Consider the following 21815-nt stretch of genomic DNA (forward strand, 5'->3'; position numbering starts at 1 on the left):
CGCGATGCGCCTTAGACTGCCCTTCGTTCTTCTCATCTTCAGCACCGTAGCTGCGGCTGCCGCCGAAGATCTGTCGTACTACCTGCCGGACGCCCGCGACCCGGCGGGCTACGACCCGGGCGTGCCCCGTCCGTCCGCCGTGCTTGGCTACGAGGTGGGCGAGTGGCACGTTCGTCCCGATCAGCTCAACGCCTACATGCGGGCCGTGGCCGCGTCCTCGCCACGGGTGACCATCTCCGTGCAGGGGCACAGCCACGAGCAGCGTCCCCAGCCCCTGCTGACGATCACGTCGCCGCGCAACCATGCCCGGCTCGACGAGATCCACGAACAGCGGCGCGGCGTCGTCGACCCGCGGCAACCGGCGCCGGAACTCGAGGACCTGCCGGTCGTCATCTGGCTCGGCTACAGCATCCACGGCAACGAGCCGAGCGGCGCGAGTGCCTCGATGCTGGTTGCCTACCACCTGGCCGCGTCGCTCTCCGACGTCGTCGCGGAGCAACTGGAGCAGGCGGTCATCCTCCTGGATCCGAGCCTGAATCCGGACGGGATCGGCCGCTTTGCCCATTGGGCGAACACGAACCGCGGCATGGTGCTGAATGCCGATCCTGCCCACCGGGAGCACCGTGAACCGTGGCCGGGGGGCCGCACGAATCACTACTGGTTCGACCTGAACCGGGACTGGCTGCTGCTGCAGCACCCCGAGTCGCGGAACCGGATGGTGACCTGGAAGGCCTGGCAGCCGAACCTGGTCGGCGATTTCCACGAGATGGGCTCCGACGCCACGTTCTTCTTTCAGCCGGGCGTTCCGAGCCGGCGCAATCCCCTGATTCCCGAGCGCAACGTGGAGCTGACGGAAGCGATCGCGGCGCATCACGCGGCCGTGTTCGACGGCGCGGGCCGGCTCTACTACAGCCGGGAGGGCTTCGACGACTTCTACCTCGGCAAGGGCTCGACCTACCCGGACGCACACGGCGCGGTCGGTTTCCTGTTCGAGCAGGCGAGAGCGGCGGGGCACCGGCTCGAGACGGCGAACGGCGAACTGGCGTTCGTGTACGGGATCAAGAACCAGTTACTGGCCTCGCTGTCGATGGTCGAGGGCGGCGTGGCGAAGCGCCTGGAACTGCTGGAGCACCAGCGCGACTTCTTCCGCGGCGCTCTGGCCGAGGCGGAGGCGGCCGGTCCGGCCGCCTGGGTGTTCCACGTGGACGGCGACCACGGCCGCGCCCACCGGATGCTCGACCTGCTGCTGAGGCACGAGATCGAGGTCTACGGGACGGCAGAGGAAATCGCGGTTTCCGGCCGGGCCTACACGCCGGGCACGTCATGGCTGGTGCCGCTGGCGCAGCCCCAGTCGACGCTCGTGCGCTCCCTCTTCGAGAAGGTCACCGAGTTCAACGACTCCGTGTTCTACGACGTCTCGGCGTGGACGCTGCCGCTCGCCTTCGGCGCCGAGTACGACTTGCTCGAAGGCGGCGTCTACCGGCCCGAGTTGCTGGGGACGGCGGTTACCGACGCCGCGATCGAGCCGGGCGCGTTCAGTGCCCCTCCCCGAGGTACGTCGACCTACGCCTACGCCTTCTCCTGGGACGGCTACTTCTCGGCCCGCACCCTCAACCGCCTGCAGCGGGCGGGCGCGCGGGCCCGGGCCGCGACGGCTTCGTTCATCGCCGAGACCCCCGACGGCCCTCAGGCTTTCGAGCCGGGAGCGATCGTCGTGCCGGTCGGCCGGGACGGCGAGCCGGGCGCCAATGCCCGGGTCGCGCTGGAGGCGCTGTTCGCGGAGGCGGCGGCCGCGGACGGCGTCGACGTCCATCGCCTGATCAGCGGTCAGGCGGCGGCCGGGATCGACCTCGGCAGTCCGAGTCTGCGGCCTCTGGTCGCGCCGCGTCCCCTGCTCGTGACCGGCAGGGGCGTTTCCGCGTACCGGGTCGGCGAGGCCTGGCACGTGCTCGACGAACGCTTCGGCGTTGAGGCGTCCCTGGTCGATCTCGGAGCGCTCGGCGGCGTGGACCTGGACCGCTACACCCATGTCGTGCTGACTCTTGGCGGCTTCGGCGGCGGGGCCCCGCGGGACGACGTTCGGGATCGCCTCCGGAACTGGGTGCGGAGCGGCGGCGCGGTCGTGGCCATCGGCGCGGCCAGCCGTTGGGCAGGCGTCGAACTTCTGGGCCGCGAAGCGGAGGTCGACGAGGGTGAGGACGCGGGCGCGTCCGAAGCGTCGGAGCGTCACCGCTACGCCGACTACCGGGACCAGCGAGCCGAGCAGCTCATGGCCGGCACGATCGTCGGCGCCGAACTCGATCTGACGCATCCGCTGGCTTACGGCTATAGGCGGTCGGCCCTCGCCGTGATCCGCACCGGCGAGTGGATCCTCCCGCCCAGCTCCGATCCCTTCGAGAACGTCGCCCTGTACCAGGACCCGCCGCGGCTCTCCGGTTGGATTTCACCCGAGAACCAGCGTCGGCTGGCCGGCAAACCGGCCGTCATCGCCAGTCGGATGGGCCGCGGCGTCGTGATTCAGCTTCTCGACAATCCAAACTTCCGCGCCTACTTCTACGGTGCCAACCGGCTGTTCCTGAACTCGATCTTCCTCTCCGGCCTGATCGACGCAACGTCGGCGCCGGATACCTGGTAGGCCGGCGGTCCGAGGTCAGCTCGCGACTTCGCCAGGAATCTTGCGCTCCCTCGCAGGGTTGTGCTGAGATCCTGCGTCGAAAACTGGTGTCCACTGTTCACGGAGAACGTCGAGAGTGACCGAAACCGACCACCCCGACTCCGTCCCGTCCGCGGTAGCGGCGGAGACCGAGGCCGCATTGCCCGAGGCCGACGCGCCTGGCGAGGTCCTGATCTCCGTCGCCGACCTGACCAAGCACTATGGTGCGATCCGCGCCGTCGACGGCATCAGCTTCCAGGTGCGCCGCGGCGACGTGCTCGGCTTCCTGGGGCCGAACGGCGCCGGCAAGACGACGGCGATGAAGATGATCACCGGTTTCCTGGAGCCGGACCGGGGTTCGGTCGCGGTCGCCGGCATCGACGTCGCCGCCGACCGCCTGGCCGTCAGCCGGCGGATCGGGTACCTGCCGGAGGACGCCCCCGCTTACGGCGAGATGACGGTCGAGGCGTTCCTGCGGTTCATCGCCGAGGCCCGGGAGCTGGAGGCGGCGGATGAGGCGATCGACAGGGTGCTCGAGACGGCCCACCTGCGGAGCGTGCGCGGCCAGACGATCGAGACCCTGTCGAAGGGATACAAGCGCCGCGTCGGTCTGGCGCAGGCGCTGATCCACGATCCGGACGTGCTGATCCTGGACGAACCGACGGACGGCCTCGACCCGAACCAGAAGGCGGTGGTCCAGGACCTGATCTCCAGCCTTTCCGCGAATCGCTGCATCGTCCTCTCGACCCACATCCTCGACGAGGCCGAGCGAGTGTGCAACCGCGCGGTCATCCTCTCGGAAGGGCGCATCCTGGTCGATTCGACGCCGGACGCCCTGGTCGCCCAGGCACCGGGCCACAACGCCGTCCGTTTCCGGGTGACCGAGGGCGACGCCGCCGACGTGGCGGCGATCCTGTCCGCCGCCGACTGGTGCGCCGGCGCCCGCGTGTTGCCCGGTGGCGAAGTCGAGGCGGAGCCCAGGGACGGTCAGAACCGGCTGAACGACTTGCTGGCGGCGGTCGGCGAGCACCGGGTCGCCGATGTCAGGGTGCGTGAAGGCCGGCTCGACGAGCTGTTTCGCGACGTGACCAGGGGAGTGGCGGCATGAGCGGTCTGGCACGCCGGTTCACCGGCATGAGAGCGGTGCTGCGCCGGGAGTTCCACGGCTACTTCGCCTCGCCGCTGGGCTACATCTTCATCGTCATCTTCCTGATCGCCAGCGGCTACTTGATGGTGTCGCGCGACTTCGGCCGTTTTCTGGAACTCCGCGAGGCGAATCTCGACGCATTGTTCAGCTACCTGCCGTGGATCTTCGTCGTGCTGGTGCCGGCGGTGGCGATGCGGCTCTGGGCCGAGGAACGCCGGTCCGGCACCGTCGAGCTGCTGCTTACCCTGCCGATCACCCTCGAGGGTTCCTATCTCGGGAAGTTCCTGGCCGGCTGGGCCTTCCTCGCCGTCTCCGTGTTCCTGACCTGGCCGGCGGTGTTCCAGGTGGCCCGCCTCGGCGACCCGGACTGGGGCGCGATCTTCGCGAGCTACGTCGCGACGCTGCTGGCGGCGGCGGTGCTGCTGGCGATCGGCCTTCTGTTCTCGGCGCTGTCGAAGAACCAGGTGGTGGCATTCATCCTGGCCGTGGCGGCGTCGGTCGGCTTCCTACTGATCGGCGTGCCGCAGACACAGGAGTTCGTGGGCAAGTGGTTCGGCGGCTACGTCGAGCGGGTCGTCTCGTCGCTGAGCCTGCTCGATCACTTCGAGACGCTGACCCGGGGTCTGTTGCAGTTGAACTCGTTGCTGTTCTTCGTGTTGTTTACCGTCGGCTGGCTGGTCTGCGGCATGTTGGTGCTCGGCCAGACGAAGACGAACTGAGGGTGTGGGCAGATGACTGACGAACCGAGGACGAAGCAGAGCCGCGTGCTGACGCTGGCACTGATCGGCCTGATGACCGCGCTGTCGATCCACGTCGCGAACGAGTGGTTCGAGGGCCTCCGCGTCGACCTGACCGGCGACGACCTCTACTCCCTGACGGACGGATCCCACGTCATCCTCGATCGGATGCAGGAGGAGGGGATCAAGCCGCTCGACATCCGGCTCTACTTCTCCGAGACGACGGGCAAGACGCTGCCCAAGTTCGTCAAGGACTTCATCGGATACGAGCGCTACCTCCGCAGCCTGCTCGGCGAGTACGAGCGGGCTGCTGCGGGGAAGATCCAGGTCGAGTGGATCGACCCGATTCCGGACAGCGACGCCGCCGACCAGGCCGCCGAGGACGGCCTCGACGGCAAGCTGATCAACCAGAACGGCGACCTCTTCTACTTCGGCCTCGCCTTCGAGACCCAGACCGGCAGCCGGGAGACCATCGAGTTCCTGTGGCCTCAGGAGCAGGGGAACATCGAGTACGAGATTTCGAAGAAGATCCACGGCCTGCTCTGGCCGACACGCCAGCGGGTGGGGGTCCTGTCGAGTCTCGAGGTGTTCGGCGGCGCCCAGGATCCGATGATGGCGCAGATGCTGGCCGCCCAGGGACGGACGCCTTCCCAGAAGTGGATTCTCGTCCAGGTCCTCGAGGATCTCTACGACGTCTCGCAGGTCCCTGCCGACGTCGACGAGATCCCGCGCGAGGACTACGACCTCCTGGTCGTGCTTCATCCGAAGGCGCTGCCGGACAAGACCGTCTTCGCGATCGACCAGTGGGTGGCCGGGGGCGGCAACACGCTGGTCTTCGTCGATCCCTACGCGTTGGGCGACACGCCGCCGCAGAACCCGCAGCAACCCTGGGCGGCGCTCCAGTACCAGCCGGCCTCGAACCTGGCGCCGTTGCTCGACGCCTGGGGCCTGGAGCTCCTGGACAACGAGTTCGCGGCCGACTTCGAACTGGCGGCGCGCCGGCCGATGAGCCAGTTCGGCGCGTCGGAGTCGGTGATCATCGACCTGGTGGTCGACTCGAGCCGGCACGACGATGTGCTGGATGGGGAGAGCCCGATGCTGAGGGGCCTGTCCGAGCTGCGTTTCTTCCTTTCCGGAGTGCTGCGCGAGAGCGAGAGTCGCGAAGAGGCAGTCGCGGAGGCCGGCGCCGCCGAGGAAGAAGAGGACGCGGCGGATGTCGCCGAGCAGGCCGGGGGCGTCGAGCGCCGTCCGCTGATCTCGACCACGGCCGCCGGCAACACCCTCGAGGTGCTGCCCGGCTTCGGCGGCGGCGATGCCCTCGCGTACACCGACCTGAACGACGGCGCCAAGCTTCGCGACGCCTTCATGCCGGGGGAGGAGCCCCTGGTCCTCGCCTACGTGGTTCGCGGCAAGCTGCCGACTGCCTTCCCGGAGGGCGTGGACTACCCGGACAGGGAGGCGGTGCGGCCGCCGAACCTGCCGCCGGAGATCGAGGTTCCGCCGCCCGACGACGTGGAGATCATTCACCGCGATCCGCTGCCCGACGAGGAGCGTGCAGAGGCGGCGGTGGTCGTGTTCGCGGACGTGGACTTCGTCCACGACCAGATCGCCTTCCTGCAGAACCCGTTCGGCATCGTCCAGGCCCAGAACGACAACCACAAGGTCGTCCTGAACAGCATCGACTACCTGCTTGGCTCCCAGGACCTGATGGCGGTCCGGGCCAAGAGCGGAATGAGTCGGCCCTTCCTCCGTTTCGACGAGATCGAAGCCCAGGCGGAACTCGACACGCTCGACCGCGAACGGCAGATCCGCGAGGAAATCGAGAGCTTCCAGGAGGAGCTGCGGGAGAAGCAGGGCGAGATCACTCAACGGAACGCGGCACTGTTCGAACGGCAGTTGCAGGACGAGGTCGACGAGTTGAACGAGCGGATCCTGGAGGCGAACCGCGAACTCCGGGACATCCGCAAGGGCCGTCGCGAGGCTCTGGAGCGCGAAGAGTCGGCGGTGCGCTTCGCCGTCATCGGCTGGATGCCGATCGTCGTGCTGCTGGTCGGCCTGTACCGGGCCCGAAGGCGTTAGGAGTCAACCGGCATGAACCAGATGAACCAGCGACTGGCGGCGGCCGCCGCGGTGCTGCTCGCCCTTTCCGTCTTCAGCTACTGGAACAGCGTGTCGCGCGCGGAGCGCTTCGAGACCGGCCAGAGGTTCCTGCCCAACCTGAACCCGGACGAGATCGCGCAGGTAGAGGTGATCCAGGGCGGTGAGCAGGTGACGCTGACGCGTGACGGCGACCGCTACGTCGTCGAGGAGGTCCACGACTACCAGGCCAGGAACGAAGGAGTGAACCGGCTGGTGCGCAACCTGCTCGACATCGAGCTGGCCAAGGATGTCGGCTCCGGCGAGAGTCTGGCCGCGGAGCTCGGGATCGAACCACCCGGTGAGGACACCGTCGAGGTGGCGCTCAGGAACGCGGCCGGCAGCGACATGGTCCGGCTACGGGTCGGCGACCGCTTCGCCGATGGCAGTGGCAACTACGTGCGGCGCCTCGACGGCGAGGACGACCCGATCTATCTGACCGCAGCGACCGTGCTGATCGACAGCACCGCGGATCAGTTCCTGCAGAAGGAGATCGTCGATGTCGCCTCAGGCGACGTGGTGCGCATCGAGGGTCCCGACTTCACGTTCAGCAAGGACGGCGAAGAGGGCGCGGATCTCGCACTCCAGCGGGTGCCGTCCGGGCGGCGTGAGAAGACGAGCGAGGTCGGCCGGGTCAAGAACTTCCTGTCCCGCCTTCGGTTCTCCGAGGTCCATCTGGCCGACGACGAGGAAGTGACCGATCTCTCCTTCGATGGCGAGTTCCGCTACGAGCTGGCGGATGGCTCCGGCTACGCCGTCGCGGTCGCCGCGCGCGAGGACGACCGCTACATCCGCATCGGCGGCTACCACACGGTGCAACAGGTGGAGATCGAGCGGGACACGCCGGAGGAGGAGCTCCAGGAGAAGGCGGACATCCTGAACCGGGCGGAGGAGATGCAGGAGTTCAACGACTACCACGGCTCCTGGGTCTACAAGCTGGACAGCTTCACCGGCGAGAAGCTCGACCTGCGCCGCGCCGACCTGATCGAGGACATCGGAGGCGACGAGGAGAGCTGAGAGCAGGGCTCGTAGCGGGCTCTCGGAGCGCTTCGCGCGCGGTCGATTCGGGCTGCTATCTTTCGGCTCCGCACGTCGCGGCTGGTTGCGACGGTAGCGACTTCAAGGGAGCACTCTCGATGTTGGGATACTGCACGATCGGCGTGAACGACATGGACCGGGCAACGGCCTTCTACGATGCGCTGCTCGGCGAGCTGGGCGCGAAGACGATGTTCGACATGGGCCGGATCAAGGGCTACGGCGTCGCGCCCGGACAGCCGATGCTCGCCATCTGCATTCCCTACAACGAGGAGCCGCAGGTACCCGGAAACGGGAACATGGTGGCGATCGCCGCGGCTTCGCAGGAGCAGGTCAACCAGCTCCATGCCAGGGCGCTCGAGCTGGGCGGCACCGACGAGGGCGCGCCCGGAACGCGGGTGGCCACGTTCTATGGCGGCTATGTGCGGGACCTGGACGGCAACAAGCTCTGCTTCTTCAAGATGGGCTGAAGCTCGGACGGCCGTCGGGCGATTCGGCTGGCAGCGCGTCGCCCCCGGGAGTTGTTCGATGTCGCGCAGTTGATTTTTAGTAGGAACTAAAAATAAGATTCGCGACCATGGAAAGGCTGCGGATGTCCGAGCTTGTGCCGAGCGGCGCTGCCGTCGTTGCGGCCGGAGCGCTGGCGCTTCTGGCAACCGGGCAGGTGATGGCGACGGTGTGTCCGACCGACAGCGGAGTTCACGGCACGGTGAAGTCGCTCCAGGGCCAGCCGGTAGCCGGCGCCGCGGTGACCTTGACCTCGTCGTCCGCTACGGCGGTGACGTCGGTGGACGGTCGGTTCTGCCTCCACCCGGTGACCGCGGGCGAACACCGCCTGGTGGTCTACGCGGAGGGTTACGGCCTCGCAGAGCAGGGATTCCTGATCGAGGACCGGGAACCGGTTCAGCTCGACGTGCAGCTTCGCCCTTCCTTCGGCGCGGAGGTCGTGATCAGCGCGACGCGGACGGAGAAGCGGTTGGCGGACGTGCCGCTCCACATGCAGACGGTGCCGCGCTCCCGGATCGAGAGCGCGGCCGCCCGGACCCTGGCCGACGCGGTCGAGTGGACGCGCGGCGTGCGCGTGGAGTCGACTTGCCAGACCTGCAACGCCTCGCAGGTCCGGCTGCTGGGGCTCGAGGGACCGTATTCGCAGCTCCTGGTCGACGGACAGCCGGCGCTGTCTTCGCTGGCGATGGTCTACGGCATCGAGCAGTTGCCGGCGCGCCTGATCGACAGTATCGAGGTGGTCAAGGGAGGTGGCTCTCCGGCCTATGGCGCGGGCGCCGTCGCGGGCGTGATCAACCTGATTCCACACCATCCGGACCACACCCACGTCGAGGCGGACGCCCGTTCGGAGAGGATGGGCGGCGCCGCCGGTACCGCCGAGACGCCGTCGTACAGCCTGGTCGCGGACTGGATTCCGAGCGAAGGGACTCCGAGTTCAGGGCGTGCCGCGACGTTTCATGGCCAGGTCGACCGGGTGGCGCCGGTCGACGTGGACGGCGACGGCTTCAGCGAGGTGTCGATCCGCGATCTCGACGCCGCCGGTGCGCGCTACCACGAGTTCTTCCTGGACGGCTCGGCGCGGCTCGCGGCCGAGGTCAGCTACATGTCCGAGTTCCGTCGCGGCGGCGACCGGTTTCACCTGCCGCCCGAGCAGGCCGAGGTCGCCGAGCAGTTGGACTCGAACCGGAGCGGCGGCGCTGTCTCCTGGCTGCACACCGTCTCGCCGCTTTGGGACTGGCGCGCTACGGTGTCGCATGCCGCCACCGGTCGGGCCAGCTACTACGGCGCGGGCGGTGATCCCGGCGCGTTCGGCGCGACCCGCAATCCGCTGTGGGTGTTCGACTCCCACGTCAACCGCGGCGGCGACCGGGGAACCGTCAGCTTCGGCGTCCAGGCCGGGCACGACCTGATCGACGACCGGCAACCGGCCTATGGGCGTCTGATCCGGGAGACCTACCGGAGTGTCTCGGGCTTCGTTCAGGACGACCGCCGGATCGGCGATCACGTGACCTTGCTGTACGGGCTGCGGGCGGACCGGCACAGCGCGGTCGACGGGTCGATCGTCTCGCCGCGGGCGGCACTGATGTGGACGCCCCGAAGCGACCTGACCCTGCGCGTCTCCCACAGCGCCGGCTTCCTTCCGCCCGCGGTGTTCGACGAGGAGCTTCACATCGCTCTCCTGGGCGGCAGGGCGATGGTCGTGCGCGACGACACCGGCCTGCGCGAGGAGACGTCGGCTTCGCGCATGGCGAGCCTGGAGTGGCGGCCGACCGTGGGCCGGCGCATGTCGATGGCGTTCGACGCGACCGTCTACGACACCAGGATCGACGACCTGTTTCACCGCCTGGAGGCCGACGATCCAGCGACCCCGGAACTCGAGTTCCTGCGCGCGAACTTCGGCCGCGCGCGGGTGCGGGGCGTAGAGGTCGGCTGGGGGCTTCGTCGCGGCGGCCTGACAGTCGACGCGGGCTACGCCTGGCAGAGGGCGGAGTTGGGCGAAGCGGAGCCGGACTTCGGCAGCATGACGATGTTCCGGACCCCCGAGGAGTACGGCACGGCGAGCGTCCAGTGGCCGTTGCCACGCGAACTCACGCTCTTCGCCGGGCTCCGGTACACCGGTTCGATGCTGGCGCCTCACTACGCGGGCTACATCGCCGAGGACCGGCTGGAAGTCACCGCGAGCTTCCTGACCTGGGACCTCGGCCTGTCCCGCCGGTTCGCACTCGGCGGCGAGCGCCGGCTCACGGCCACCGTTGCGCTCAAGAACCTGACCGACGAGTACCAGCGCGACCTGGACCGCGGGCCGTTCAGGGATGCGGGTTACGTCTACGGACCCCGGTTCCCGCGGAGCCTCGTCGTCGGCCTGAAGGCGGTTCTGTAGTGCAACGGACCGACGTTCTCCGACTGGCGCTTGTCGCAACGCTGGGTGTCGCATCGGCGACGCCGGCGGCGTCTGCCCTGGAGGGTGGAGAGACTCCGGCGAGCGTCGAGTCGTCGGCGCCAGGGGAACTGCGCGGAGTTCGGCTTGCCGACCTCTGGTCGGACCTGGAGGCGCGCGACATCGACGGCCGGGCATGGACAGGTGCCGACTTCGAGGATCGTGTCGTCCTGGTCGAGTTCTGGGGCACGTGGTGCGCTCCCTGCCTCGCCGACTTTCCGCACATCGAGCGTGCCCGGGCGGCATACGCCGACCGGGGACTCGTCATTCTGTCCGTCTCGCTGGACCGCTCCTCGCGCCGCAGGCTGCGGAGTTTCGGCCGGCGGCAGGGCATCACCTGGCCCGTCCTCTTCGACGGGCTCGGCGCGGCCGGCGCCGTAGCCAGGCGCTTCCAGGTGGAGTATCCGCCGCGCTCCCTGCTGTTCGACCGGGAGGGTCGGCTGGTCGCGCTCGATCCTCGTGGAGAGATGCTCGGCGCGGCGCTGAGGGTCCTTTTCGCCGCGGAGTGACTGCTACGCTGACTGCCCGTGTCCGGGCCAGCCGCCAAACCCGTCGCAGGCTCCGTGTCTGGCCTCGGCCGCGCGTCGATCCTGCCGTGCAGCCTCGTGGCCGCCCTCCTGGTGGGCGCGGCCGTGCCGGTCACACCTGGCTGGATCGTTCCCGGCGAGGGTGAATCCGCAGCGCGCGACCCGGTCGAGTCCCTGGCGCAGGCCCGTGCGGCGGTGGAGCGCGCGCCTTCGGAGTTCGGGCCTGTCCTGGCGCTGGCCCGGGCTTTGCTGACGCTTGGCCGCGCGGACGATGCCCTGGCGGCGTTCTCCCGGGCGCGAGAGCTTGAGCCGGATGGTCTGGCAGCCGCCGGTAGCGGGGCGGCCCGCGACGTGGCGTCGGCCTACCTGGCGCCAGCGCTGCTGCTTCGCGACCTGGACCGCACTGGCGAAGCGATCCGGCTGCTGGAGCAGGGTGCGGCCCGGGGGCTTGGCAGCGCAGACATCTACGAGCAACTGGCCCTCCTGCGGCTGGCCGACGGTCAGGCGGGGGAGGCGCTGGCGGCCGCCTCGGCGGCCGCGGCCGAGAACGTCACGAGTCCCGGCCTCGACCTCGCCCGCGGGCTGGCGCTGGCGCGCGATCCGAGCCGCCGCGTGGAGGCCCTGGGCTACCTGCAACGCGCTCTCGACGTTGGTGTAGGCGAGGCGGTCGTCGTGCGTCTGGAAGCGGCGGACCTTCTCGTGGCCGAAGCACGCTACCCGGAAGCGCTCGAACACCTGCGCGTCGCCGCGGAACTGGCGCCGGAGGAACCGGAAGTGGTCTACCGGCTCGGGCGGACGCTTGCCGCCGCCGGAGACCGGCAAGCCGCCCAAGCGGCGCTCGACCGCTACCGGTCGCTCGAGGAGGCCGGGGAACGTGCGGCGGAGAGTGAGCGTCTGGCCTCCACGGGGACGGTGTCGGCCCTGTCGGAGGCGCAACGGTTGGCGGCGGCTGGCGACCTGGAAACCGCCCTTGAACGCCTGGCGGGCGTGCCGGGACGCCTGGACGATCCGCGTGCCGCGGACGTTCACTCTCTGCGGGCCAAGGTGCTGTTCTCCCTGGGTCGGGCCGCCGATGCCGCGGCCAGCGCTCGTGAGGCGCGCCGACTTGAACCGAACCGGGTCGAGCACCACTACCTGGAGGGGATGTTCCTGCACACGAGTGGGCGTGCCGAGGGCGCCGCGTCCGCGCTTCAACGCGCCCTGGCGCTCGATCCCGATCTCGGCGAGGCCCACGCCCTTCTCGGCATGATCGCCGCGGAGGCCGGCCTACACGCCGAGGCCGCCGAGCGGATGGAGAGGGCGCTCGACCTCGGGCTCGACGACAACCCGCCGCTCCGTTTCAATTATGCCCGAGTGCTCGAGGCTCTGGGGCGCAGCGAAGAGGCGAGCGCGCAGATGGAGGTGTACGAGCGCTTGCGAGCAGACGGGCCGCCGTAGCGGTTCGCGGCTCTACTCGCAGTTGAACGCCTGGTTGTTGGCGACCGGCTGGAACAGCTCGCCGAGCGGACTCGTGATGACGCGTCGTCGCTGGGTCACCGGGTCGGCGACTTCCAGCTCGACCTCGAGGTCGGTGAGGCCGGCTGCGTAGAGCCAGTACTGCCCGCTCAGCACGCAGGCGTCGAGGACCTTCAGCACGATCTCGATGTTCTCCGGGTCGAAGAAGGTGAAGTAGCCGGTGTCCCCGGTCAGGCGGGTGCCGGCGGCTGAGGCGTAGTCCCCCCCGACGGCCGTGGCAAAGCGGGCCCGGATCCGGAAGCGGCCGTCGTTGAGGCAGAGGGTGGTCGGGTCCGGCACGCATTCCGCGATCGGCCCGGTCGGAGCGTCCGCCTCCTCGACCGTGACGACCATGCGGCGCTCGCCGAGGGCCGCGCCGCCCAGTGCATCGTGAAGTTCGAGTTCAATCGTCTCCGGTCCCTCGCCGGCGCCGTCCTCGAGCAGCCGGAGCGTGAACATCCGGCTGGCCGAATCGCTGTGAGCCCAGGCGAGTGTGCGGGCGATCGGCTCGTAGTCGGTTCCCGCCGTGGCGGTACCTCCAGCGGTCCGCACGGAGGCGGCGACCGCCCCGTCGCCGCCGCCGGCGCGGACGACGCTCAGCGTGATCTCACCGTCTGTTTCCCGGGCCGTCACGGACGGCGGGGAGAAGCCCAGGGTGCCGGGACGCTGCTCCGGCAGGTCCGACGCCAGGGAAAGGGCGACGAGTTCGGCGTCGAAGGACCCGGCGCCGACCGCGACGACGACGTACTGGCGGCCGTCCACGGTGTAGCTCATCGGGGCGCCCGAGGCTGCCGCCGGCAGCGCGATCGTGCGGACGACGTCGCCGTTCGCGGGATCGAGGACGGTCAGTGAGGGCCGGCTACGGTTGGCGTAGAAGAGCAGATCCTGAGTGGCGAGCAGGGACGGAGTGCCGGCGTAGCCGTTCGCACCGTCGTTTACCCGCTGCCAGAGGATCTCGCCGCGGTCGAGGTCGTAGGCCGCGACGTGCCCCCAGGGCGGCTTCAGCAGATAGCGGTTGCCGGACGCCCACAGGATGCCCGAGTCGTACAGGTAGTAGCCGGAGATCGCGGTCTGGTACAGGCGGATCCAGAAGGGAACGACCCCCTGGACCGGAACGTAGAGCCTCGAGCGGGTCGGATCGAAGGCGGCGCCGCCCCAGTTCGCGCCGCCGCCGAGACCCGGGTAGATGACGGCGCCGCGGGTGGACAGGGGCGTGTAAATCGGCCCCCAGTCCAGGTCGGCGAGCACCTCTTCGGCGCCGTCGCCCAGATCCTCCGGCGCGATCCCCAGCCGGTCAAAGGGCGGCGGTTTCGTCGGCCGCGGCTGGGTCAGCGCGGTTCGCTCGCCGGGCACGGACGACTGGGGAACCGGAACCTCGTGGATCGGCCACACGGGCCTGCCGTTCCGCCGGTCGAACACGAACACCCAGCCTTGCTTGGTGACCTGCGCGACCGCGGGGATCTCGCGGCCTCCGACCGTGATGTCGACCAGGTTGGGCGGCGCCGGCAGGTCGAAGTCCCAGATGTCGTGGTGAACGATCTGGTAGTGCCAGACGCGGCGGCCGGTCCTCGCGTCGAGACAGACGATGCTGTTGGCGAACAGGTTGTCGCCCTTGCGGTGGCCGCCGTAGAAGTGGTTCGACGGGGCGCTCACCGGCAGGTAGACATAGCCGAGTTCCGGGTCGGCGGTCATCGGCGCCCAGACGTTGGCCCCGCCGACCCGTTCGGCGGAGCCGTTCTCCCAGGTCGAGTAGCCGAACTGGCCGGGGCGGGGCACGGTGTGGAAGGTCCAGAGCAGCCGTCCCGTGCGGGCGTGGTAGCCGCGGACGTCGCCCGGCGGCCATTCCGGCTGCGGCGCCCAGTCCATGACCGACGAGCCAACGACCACCACGTCGCCAACGACGGTCGGCGGCGAGGTGTGTCCGTACTGGTCGGATCTGCCGTTCAGGGAGCGGATGCCGGCTGTGAGGTCCACGGTGCCGCGGTTGCCGAACTCCCGCCGGGGCCTTCCGGTCGCCGGATCGAGCGCGATCAGGCGGGCGTCGCCGGTGGCCAGGTACACCGTCTCCGTCTCGCCGTCCGTCCACCAGGCGAGTCCGCGGTGGAGGAAGCCGTTGTTCGGAGGGCGTCCGGAGTCGTAGCTCCTCGGGTCGTGAAGCCAGAGCTGCCGGCCGGTCGCGGCGTCGATGGCGGCCGCCTGGCTGAATGACGTGCTGGTGTAGAGGACGCCGTTCCTCATCAGCGGGGTGGACTCGAAGGCGACGTTGTCGAGACCGGCGTCGGGGTCCGCGATCGAGTTGTCTGGCGATTCCCAGCGCCAGCGGATGGCCAGATCGTCGACGTTGCCGCGGTGGATCTGACCGAGCGGTGCGTACTTCGTGCCGCCGGCGTCGCCGCCGTACTCGTGCCACTCTCCTCCGATCGCGCCGTGCTGTCCGGCCGCCGGCGCCACGGTCGCCGCGGCGACGAGCAGGATGACGGCGGCCGGCGCGCGGGTCACGGCGAGTGGAGCACGTAGCGGATCAGGTCCTGGACCTCGGACGGCTGGAGAGTGCTGAGCAGGCCGCTCGGCATGGGCGAGAGAGACGACTCGTCGAGACTCTCGATCTCCTCGCGTGGAATCGACTCGATGTGGTTCGGGTCGAGCGGGTTCGAGCGGATGCGCACGGCCTCCTCGCCGGCCTCGACCAGAAGACCGGAGTAGAAGCGGCCGTCGCGGGTCTCGACCAGGCTCGTGCGGTAGTCCTCGGCCACCTCGTCAGAGGGCTCCAGGATGTGCCGCAGGGTGTCCAGCGCTCCGAGACGCTCGCGCACGTCGTCGAGGGCCGGGCCGATCTCGCCGCCGGCGCCGCCGAGTTGGTGGCAGGTGGCGCAGCCGGCCTCGAGGAAGAGCAGACGGCCGCGCTCGAGTTCCTCGTCGCTTGCCGGCGGCGCGGCATCCAGGGGAGCGACGTCGGTCTCCAGCATCTCGTACTTCCAGTCGGCGACGAAGGCGCGCTGGGGAACGTCCGGGGCGAGCCGGGGAGCGGCGTAGCGGGTGACCGCCGCGCCGTCGAGGCGCTCGACCACGCGCATCGTGCCCTTCATCAGGATCCAGTGTCCGGGGAAGGTGCAGACGAAGGGATAGAGGCCGGGTTCCGTTGGGGCGTTGAAGCTCAGGACCTCCGTTTCGCCCGGCTGGACCAGGCCGGTGCGGAAGAGGACCAGGGGCGTCTTCGGGACGTAGCCCGACGCCTCGGCTCCGGCCGGATTGCGCTCCGCCTCCGCGTCGGCGGCGCGGCCGACCTCTTCAAGCGCCCCGGGCCTCGTGACGACGACGTTGTGGGGCATCACGTCGATGTTCTCGAAGGTGATCTCGACCGGCCCGCCGGCGCGCACCGTGAACTCCTCGAGGTCGAACAGCATCTGGTGAGGGACGGGTCGGAGCGTGACGATCGCGGCGCCGAGGTTGACGATCTCTTCGCGGAGGTCGCCGCCGCCCTCGCCGTCGCTGCGATCGATCTGCCGGTCGGCGAGGCGCAGGCCCAGGTCGTGGATGCGCCGGTAACGCGGCGAGGTCAGTTCGCGGGGCGGCGCGTCGCGGAGGGCGGCCAGGATCGGACCGGCGAGCGCGTCCTCACCGCCGGCCGCGGGCCAGGCGTCGGAGGCCTCGGCGGTCAGCTGGCCGAGACCTTCGAGTGCCGCCAGCCCCATCGCTGGATCGGAGACGAGATCGGCCAGTCTCCGGAAACTGCGGCCGGCGTCCCGGGTAATGCCGGCGAGCGTCCGGACCGCCGCGTCGAGCGCGCTCCGGTCGCGTCCGCGGCGCTCGTCGAACAGGGAAGAGACGGCAGGGTAGGCCTCTCCCCGGAGCGCCGGCGGCAGGGAGTCCACGGCGCGCAGCCAGTCGATCAGCCGGTCGTCCGTCCGCCGGCGAGGCAGCACGTTGCCCGGCGAGGGGTCGCCGGTGGCGACGATCAGGGCGGCGATGGCGGCGCTTCGTGTGCCCTGCCGGGCGCCGTTCCCGGCCAGCGCTTCGAACTGGCCACGGGCGGCGAGCAGGGAGGGTGCGTCCTGTTCCATCAGGTGCAGGATGATGCGGTCGAAGCGCTCCGGGTCGGCGGACCCAGCCTGGTCCAGCTCCGCCAGCTCCCCGGCCAGGAGCATGGCCGGCGTTTCCCCGCTGCTGCGTTCGCCGCTGGTCAGGCTGGTGAGCGCCTGGCGCTGGCGTTCCACGCTGGCGTCGGCACGACGGAGCACGGCGCGGTCGGTGAGCGGGTGGGCGGGCAAGCGCTCGAGTTTGCGGGTCGACAGGCGACTCAGCAGGTAGCCGGCCAAGGGCGGCGCCAGGGTGTCGAGCAGCGCCGGTTCGCGGTCCGACTCGAGCGCCGGGAGCCAGAAGTCCTCCAGGGTGTCGACCGTCTCGCCGAGGACGTAGTCGAGGTAGTAGTCGGTCTGCTGGTCCAGCGTCTTGAGGGCCGCCAGCGCCGCCGGCTCCGATTCCAGGTAGCTCAGACCGAGCAACGCTTCCAGGCGGGTCCGCGGGAAGGAATCCTCGGTGCGGGCGGCCAGGATGGCCAGGGGATCGTCCAGTTCGCGCCGCCAGAAGCGGGCGACCCGGGTCGCCGCCGCGCGCGCCTGCGGTTCGGGTGAGTCGAGCATGCGGTCGAGCAGTTCGGGTTCGACGACGTTCAGGTTCTGGTAGAGCCACAGGGCTTCCAGGCGGTGGTGCTCCAGATCGGAAACGTTCGCGTCGTCGCCGGCCCCCAACTCGCGGGTGTCCAGCTCGCGGGCGTCGACGTCGTCCAGCCACGCCTCGACCGCGGCCAGCACCTCGTCGCGCGGGCGTTCCCGGAGTTCGCGGCGGACGCGGTATCGGGTGCGGTCTTCGTAGCTCTCCAGCAATCGGACGAGTCCCGGCGTCGAGGCGCCCGCGATCTCGGGCGGATCGAGCAGCGGCCGCGAGCCATGCCGCACGCGCCAGATCCGGCCGTGGTCGTGGTCGCGGCGCTCGTCCCGGAGCGAGTACTGCATGTGGCCGATCAGCGGGTTGAACCAGTCGACGACGTAGAGCGAACCGTCCGGTCCGAACTGCAGGTCGACGGGCCGGAAGTTGATGTCGGTCGAGTAGAGGAGCGGCTCGACCTCCTCTGAGGTGAAGCCGGAGTCCTCCTCGATCACCCGGTGCTGCTTGATGCCCTGGAAGCCGATCGTGTTGTTGATCAGGAAGTTGCCCTGCGCCTCGTCCGGGAAGTGGCGCGAACTGACGATCTCGCAGCCGGACGTCGGCCGGACGATCGAGGTGAACACCTTCATCCGCCGCCGCTTCGTCGGGTAGGGCGCGTTGCCGGTGATCGGGGCGCCAAAGTAGTTCGAGCCGCCGGAGGCGTCGGCGATGAAGTTCTGTCCCCAGCGGTCGAAGACGTGGCCCCAGGGATTGGCGAAGGGGTAGGAGACGAAGACCTCGAGGTGGAAGCGGTTCGGCTTGTAGCGGAACACGCCGGCATCGACCAGCCGCACCGGGCCGTGGGGTGTCTCGACCTGGCTGTGATGGAACACGCCCTCCTGGAAGTAGAGCGCGCCGCCGGGTCCCCAGGTGAAGGCGGAAATCGAGTGGTGGCTGTCCTCCGTGCCGAAGCCGTGGAGGATGACCTCGTAGCGGTCGGCCACATCGTCACCGTCGGTGTCCTCGATGAACATCAGGTTCGGCTGCTGGGCCACGTAGACGCCGCCGTCGCCCAGTTCGAAGCCGGTCGGCACGTGCAGGCCGCGGGCGAAGACGGTGTGGTGGTCCGCGCGCCCGTCGCCGTTGCGGTCTTCGAGGATCACGATCTTGTCGTCGGGTTCCTCCTCCGGCAGTCGCTGGGGATAGGAGGGCATGGTCGCCACCCAGAGGCGCCCTCGGGAGTCGAACGCCAGCGCCACCGGGTTGCCGATCGGGAAGTCCTGCTCGGAGGCGAACAGCGAGACCTCGTACCCCTCGGCCGGGTGCAGGTGTTCCAGCGCGTAGGCGGGATCGCGGGCTTCGTAGCGGGCCTCGCCGCCGCGATTCGGTTCCTCGTCGGCGACGTTCTGGGCGATCGCCGGACCGGTAGTGAGCGCCGCCGCCAGGAGCGCCAGGAGCGGGGCGCGGTTCATCGGTCGACGCGCTCCAGGCGCCAGACTTCGTCCGACCGGGCGAGCGCCGCGGCCTCGTCGTCGAGTTCGCCGACCAATTCGTCGAAGCGGACCATCTCGGGCGGGAAGGAGTGAACGCCGAAGGGCTCCTTGCGCCCGCCGTAGATGTAATAGCCGTTCACCGCGCGGTAGCGGTCGAAGAACAGCCGGCTCTTGTGCAGCACCACGCGGCGCAGGCCGTCGCCGGTCTCCATCAGGGCGGTGATGGCCGACGTCTCCTGGACTTCGAGTCCCTTCGCCCAGTCTCCGTCGCTGGCGGAGGCCAGGGTCTGGTCGCCGCGCCGCAGGGCGTAGTAGCCGGGCGCCAGGTCGCGGACGCTGATCCGGAGCCCGTCCGGTTGCGGGTTGGGCCCCGGTGGCAGGACCGGCGGGCGGATCTCCAGCCCCGCCCCGCCTTCGGCCGAGGCGACCACGGTGCCCGGCGCCGAAGCGCCGAGCGCGTCGAGCAGCACCCGGGAGACGTGCCAGTAGCCGGCCTCGTTCAGATGCAGACCGTTGACGGTCAACGGCGCGGGTGCGCCGGCGAAGGCGGCCGCGACGCCGTCGAAGATGTCGACGAAGGGCACGCCGTTCCCGGCCGCGACGGCCTCGGCCGCTTCGGCGTAGGCGCGCAGGTCGGTGTTGCGCCGTTCGACCGCCTCCGGACCGAGCCCGCGACCGGAAGGCAGCGCCTGCTGCGGTATTGGCGAGACGAGGGCGATGCGCGCCGGCTCGGAGCCGTTGTAAAGCTGCTTCGAGACATGGCGGAGCAGCCTCCCGAGGTCGTTCCTGAAGGCCGGCAGGCCCTCGCTGCCGGCGAACGACTCGTTGGCGCCGTAGAACAGCAGGACGACGTCCGCGCCCTGCGCCTCGAGATGACGGTCGACCGCGCCGAAGTCCAGGGGTCGCGGCCGCAGGGCCGCTTCGTCGGCCGACCAGGCGAGGTTGCGTACCGACAGCTCCAGGTCAGGGAATGCCGCCAGCAGCCCGCTCTCGAAGTAGCCGAAGAGCTGGAATCGCTCGGCGAACGTGTTGCCCACCAGGCAGATCCGGTCGCCGCGGCGAAGGTCAAGCGTGGCGGCGTCCGTCGCGGAGGCGCCGGTCGCGACCATTGCGAGCAGAAGGGCGGACAGTTTCTTCACGCGCGGTCGAGGATCGTAACAGCCGGCAGTCGGCCGCACCCGTCCACTGCGCTTCGATAGGGTTGCCGCTTCCGATGAGCAGAATGCGACTGGAGTGGATGGCCTCCGCGTTGCCGATGCTGATGGCGCTGGCCGCGCTGGCCGCCTGCGCGCCGGCTCCGGACGCTCGCGACGAGCTCTACGCGCTGTTCGACGAGGACTGGGCGGCCAGGCTCGTCGAGAGCCCGCAGTTCGCGACGAGCGTCGGCGATCACAGCCGGAACGACGAACTGGCGGACATGAGCCTCGAGGCGATCGAGCGCCGGGTGGAACGGCGCCGCGAGCTGCTGCGGCGTCTCGAGGAAATCGATGTCTCCGGGCTCACGGCGGCGGACCGGATCAACGCGCGGATGTTCGAGCGCCAGCTTCGGAGCAGCGTGCAGGGCTTCGAGTTCGGCGGCTACGAGATGCCGCTCAACGCGGATTCCGGCTTCCACATGGGGTTCGCCCGCATGCATCGCCCGATGCCGTTCCGGACCGCGGACCACTACGAGGACTACATCGCCAGGATGCTGGCGATCCCGGCCTACTTCGAGCAGCAGCAGGGCCACATGCGCGCGGGGATCGAGCGCGGCTTCACCCTGCCGCGGGTGACGCTAGAGGGCTACGAGGACACGATCTCGGCTCACATCGTCGACGACCCGCAGGACAGCGCCTTCTGGGCGCCTTTCGAGGAAGTGCCGGCGACCGTGGGAGAGATGGACCGCGAGCGGATCCTGACCGATGCCGAGGCCGCGATAACCGACGCGGTCGTGCCGGCCTACCAGGGTTTCCACGACTTCTTCGTCGGCGAGTACCTGCCCGGGGCCCGAAAGACCATCGGCGCATCCGACCTGCCGAACGGCGAGGCCTACTACGCGGACCAGGTGCGCTGGTTCACCACCCTCGACGTCACGCCCCAGGAGGTGCACGAGATCGGCCTCAGCGAAGTCGCGCGGATCCGGGCCGAGATGGCGGACGTGATCCGCGAGATCGGCTTCGAGGGCTCCTACGCCGAGTTCCTCGACTTCCTGCGCACCGATCCGCGCTTCTACCCGAAGACCGCGCAGGAACTGCTGGAACGCGCCGCCTGGATCGCCAAGACGATGGACGGCAAGCTGCCGTCGCTGTTCGCCACCTTGCCGCGGGTCCCCTACACGGTCGAGCCGGTCCCGGACCACATGGCGCCGAAGTACACCGCCGGCCGCTACGTGTCCGCTCCGTACAACAGCATCCAGCCCGGCATCTACTGGGTCAACACGTACAACCTCCCGAGCCGGCCCCTCTACGCGCTCGAAGCGCTCACCCTGCACGAGGCGGTGCCGGGGCATCACCTCCAGACCGCGCTCGCGGCCGAGATGGACGCGGTCCCCGAGTTCCGTCGCCACGACTATCTCTCCGCTTTCGGTGAGGGGTGGGGGCTTTACGCCGAGTACCTCGGGCTCGAAGCGGGCATCTACGAGGATCCGTACAGCAACTTCGGCCGCCTGACCTACGAGATCTGGCGGGCCTGCCGGCTAGTCGTCGACACCGGAGTACACGCTCTGGGCTGGACGCGCCAGCAGATGCTCGACTACCTGGCCGAGAACACGGCGCTTTCGTTGCACGAGGTCACGACCGAGACGGACCGCTACATCAGTTGGCCGGGCCAGGCCCTTGCCTACAAGATCGGCGAACTGAAGATCCGCGAGTTGCGGGCAAGGGCCGAGGAGGCGCTCGGCGCGGACTTCGACGTCCGCCACTTCCACGATGCGGTGCTCGCCAATGGCTCCGTACCGCTCGACATCCTGGAAGAGCTGATCTCCGACTGGATCGAAGAACAGCAGCCGTAAGGACCGCATGATGTTG

Annotated in this window: 13 protein-coding genes; 10 read left to right on the forward strand and 3 right to left on the reverse strand. The window is 69.5% G+C overall.

What is annotated here, in order from left to right; all coding sequences use genetic code 11:
* Window positions 1-4: 4 nt before the first annotated feature.
* The 9 genes from OXI49_03140 (at window position 5) to OXI49_03180 (ending at window position 12616) form a co-directional block, all read left to right on the forward strand.
* Window positions 5-2635 (forward strand): M14 family zinc carboxypeptidase, encoded by a 2631-nt coding sequence (locus OXI49_03140; GenBank protein ID MDE2689480.1) that lies wholly within the window; start codon window positions 5-7, stop codon window positions 2633-2635.
* A gap of 115 nt (window positions 2636-2750) precedes the next feature.
* Window positions 2751-3761, forward strand: coding sequence for an ABC transporter ATP-binding protein (locus OXI49_03145; GenBank protein ID MDE2689481.1), 1011 nt, complete (start codon window positions 2751-2753; stop codon window positions 3759-3761).
* Window positions 3758-4519, forward strand: coding sequence for an ABC transporter permease (locus OXI49_03150; protein ID MDE2689482.1), 762 nt, complete (start codon window positions 3758-3760; stop codon window positions 4517-4519). The genes OXI49_03145 and OXI49_03150 overlap by 4 nt, the downstream gene beginning before the upstream one ends.
* 12 nt (window positions 4520-4531) lie before the next feature.
* Window positions 4532-6616: a Gldg family protein gene (locus OXI49_03155; protein MDE2689483.1), complete on the forward strand. Its 2085-nt coding sequence runs from the start codon at window positions 4532-4534 to the stop codon at window positions 6614-6616.
* Window positions 6617-6628: 12 nt separating this feature from the next.
* Window positions 6629-7690, forward strand: a complete 1062-nt coding sequence (locus OXI49_03160; protein ID MDE2689484.1) for a DUF4340 domain-containing protein — start codon at window positions 6629-6631, stop codon at window positions 7688-7690.
* A gap of 119 nt (window positions 7691-7809) precedes the next feature.
* Window positions 7810-8178, forward strand: a complete 369-nt coding sequence (locus tag OXI49_03165) for a VOC family protein (protein MDE2689485.1) — start codon at window positions 7810-7812, stop codon at window positions 8176-8178.
* Between the two features lie 107 nt (window positions 8179-8285).
* A complete protein-coding gene (locus OXI49_03170; protein ID MDE2689486.1) occupies window positions 8286-10595 on the forward strand; it encodes a TonB-dependent receptor in 2310 nt (769 codons plus the stop codon).
* On the forward strand, window positions 10595-11161 hold the full coding sequence (locus tag OXI49_03175; GenBank protein ID MDE2689487.1) for a TlpA disulfide reductase family protein: 567 nt from the start codon (window positions 10595-10597) through the stop codon (window positions 11159-11161). The genes OXI49_03170 and OXI49_03175 overlap by 1 nt, the downstream gene beginning before the upstream one ends.
* A gap of 54 nt (window positions 11162-11215) precedes the next feature.
* A complete protein-coding gene (locus tag OXI49_03180) occupies window positions 11216-12616 on the forward strand; it encodes a tetratricopeptide repeat protein (GenBank protein ID MDE2689488.1) in 1401 nt (466 codons plus the stop codon).
* A 12-nt stretch (window positions 12617-12628) separates the two neighbouring features.
* On the opposite strand, the gene OXI49_03185 is transcribed toward OXI49_03180, so the two are convergent.
* The 3 genes from OXI49_03185 to OXI49_03195 are packed head-to-tail and all read right to left on the reverse strand — an operon-like array spanning window position 12629 to window position 19949.
* Complete coding sequence (locus tag OXI49_03185; protein MDE2689489.1) at window positions 12629-15172, reverse strand: PQQ-binding-like beta-propeller repeat protein; 2544 nt, start codon at window positions 15170-15172, stop codon at window positions 12629-12631.
* Window positions 15169-18789: a plastocyanin/azurin family copper-binding protein gene (locus OXI49_03190; protein ID MDE2689490.1), complete on the reverse strand. Its 3621-nt coding sequence runs from the start codon at window positions 18787-18789 to the stop codon at window positions 15169-15171. Before OXI49_03190 ends, OXI49_03185 begins: the two co-directional genes overlap by 4 nt.
* Window positions 18786-19949, reverse strand: a complete 1164-nt coding sequence (locus OXI49_03195) for an SGNH/GDSL hydrolase family protein (GenBank protein MDE2689491.1) — start codon at window positions 19947-19949, stop codon at window positions 18786-18788. The genes OXI49_03190 and OXI49_03195 overlap by 4 nt, the downstream gene beginning before the upstream one ends.
* A 74-nt stretch (window positions 19950-20023) precedes the next feature.
* Here OXI49_03195 and OXI49_03200 point away from each other — a divergent pair, with 74 nt between their 5' ends.
* The gene (locus OXI49_03200) at window positions 20024-21799 is read left to right on the forward strand and encodes a DUF885 domain-containing protein (protein MDE2689492.1); all 1776 of its coding nucleotides are present in this window, start codon (window positions 20024-20026) and stop codon (window positions 21797-21799) included.
* The last annotated feature ends 16 nt before the right edge of the window (window positions 21800-21815 follow it).

The organism is Acidobacteriota bacterium, assembly GCA_028875725.1.
GTDB lineage: Bacteria > Acidobacteriota > Thermoanaerobaculia > Multivoradales > Multivoraceae > Multivorans.

Bases quoted from the DNA above. Each gene is read 5' to 3' on its own strand.
- OXI49_03140 (MDE2689480.1), top strand. From the start codon at position 5: ATGCGCCTTAGACTGCCCTTCGTTCTTCTCATCTTCAGCACCGTAGCT.
- OXI49_03165 (MDE2689485.1), top strand. From the start codon at position 7,810: ATGTTGGGATACTGCACGATCGGCGTGAACGACATGGACCGGGCAACG.
- OXI49_03150 (MDE2689482.1), top strand. From the start codon at position 3,758: ATGAGCGGTCTGGCACGCCGGTTCACCGGCATGAGAGCGGTGCTGCGC.
- OXI49_03155 (MDE2689483.1), top strand. From the start codon at position 4,532: ATGACTGACGAACCGAGGACGAAGCAGAGCCGCGTGCTGACGCTGGCA.
- OXI49_03190 (MDE2689490.1), bottom strand. From the start codon at position 18,789: ATGAACCGCGCCCCGCTCCTGGCGCTCCTGGCGGCGGCGCTCACTACC.
- OXI49_03170 (MDE2689486.1), top strand. From the start codon at position 8,286: ATGGAAAGGCTGCGGATGTCCGAGCTTGTGCCGAGCGGCGCTGCCGTC.
- OXI49_03200 (MDE2689492.1), top strand. From the start codon at position 20,024: ATGAGCAGAATGCGACTGGAGTGGATGGCCTCCGCGTTGCCGATGCTG.
- OXI49_03160 (MDE2689484.1), top strand. From the start codon at position 6,629: ATGAACCAGATGAACCAGCGACTGGCGGCGGCCGCCGCGGTGCTGCTC.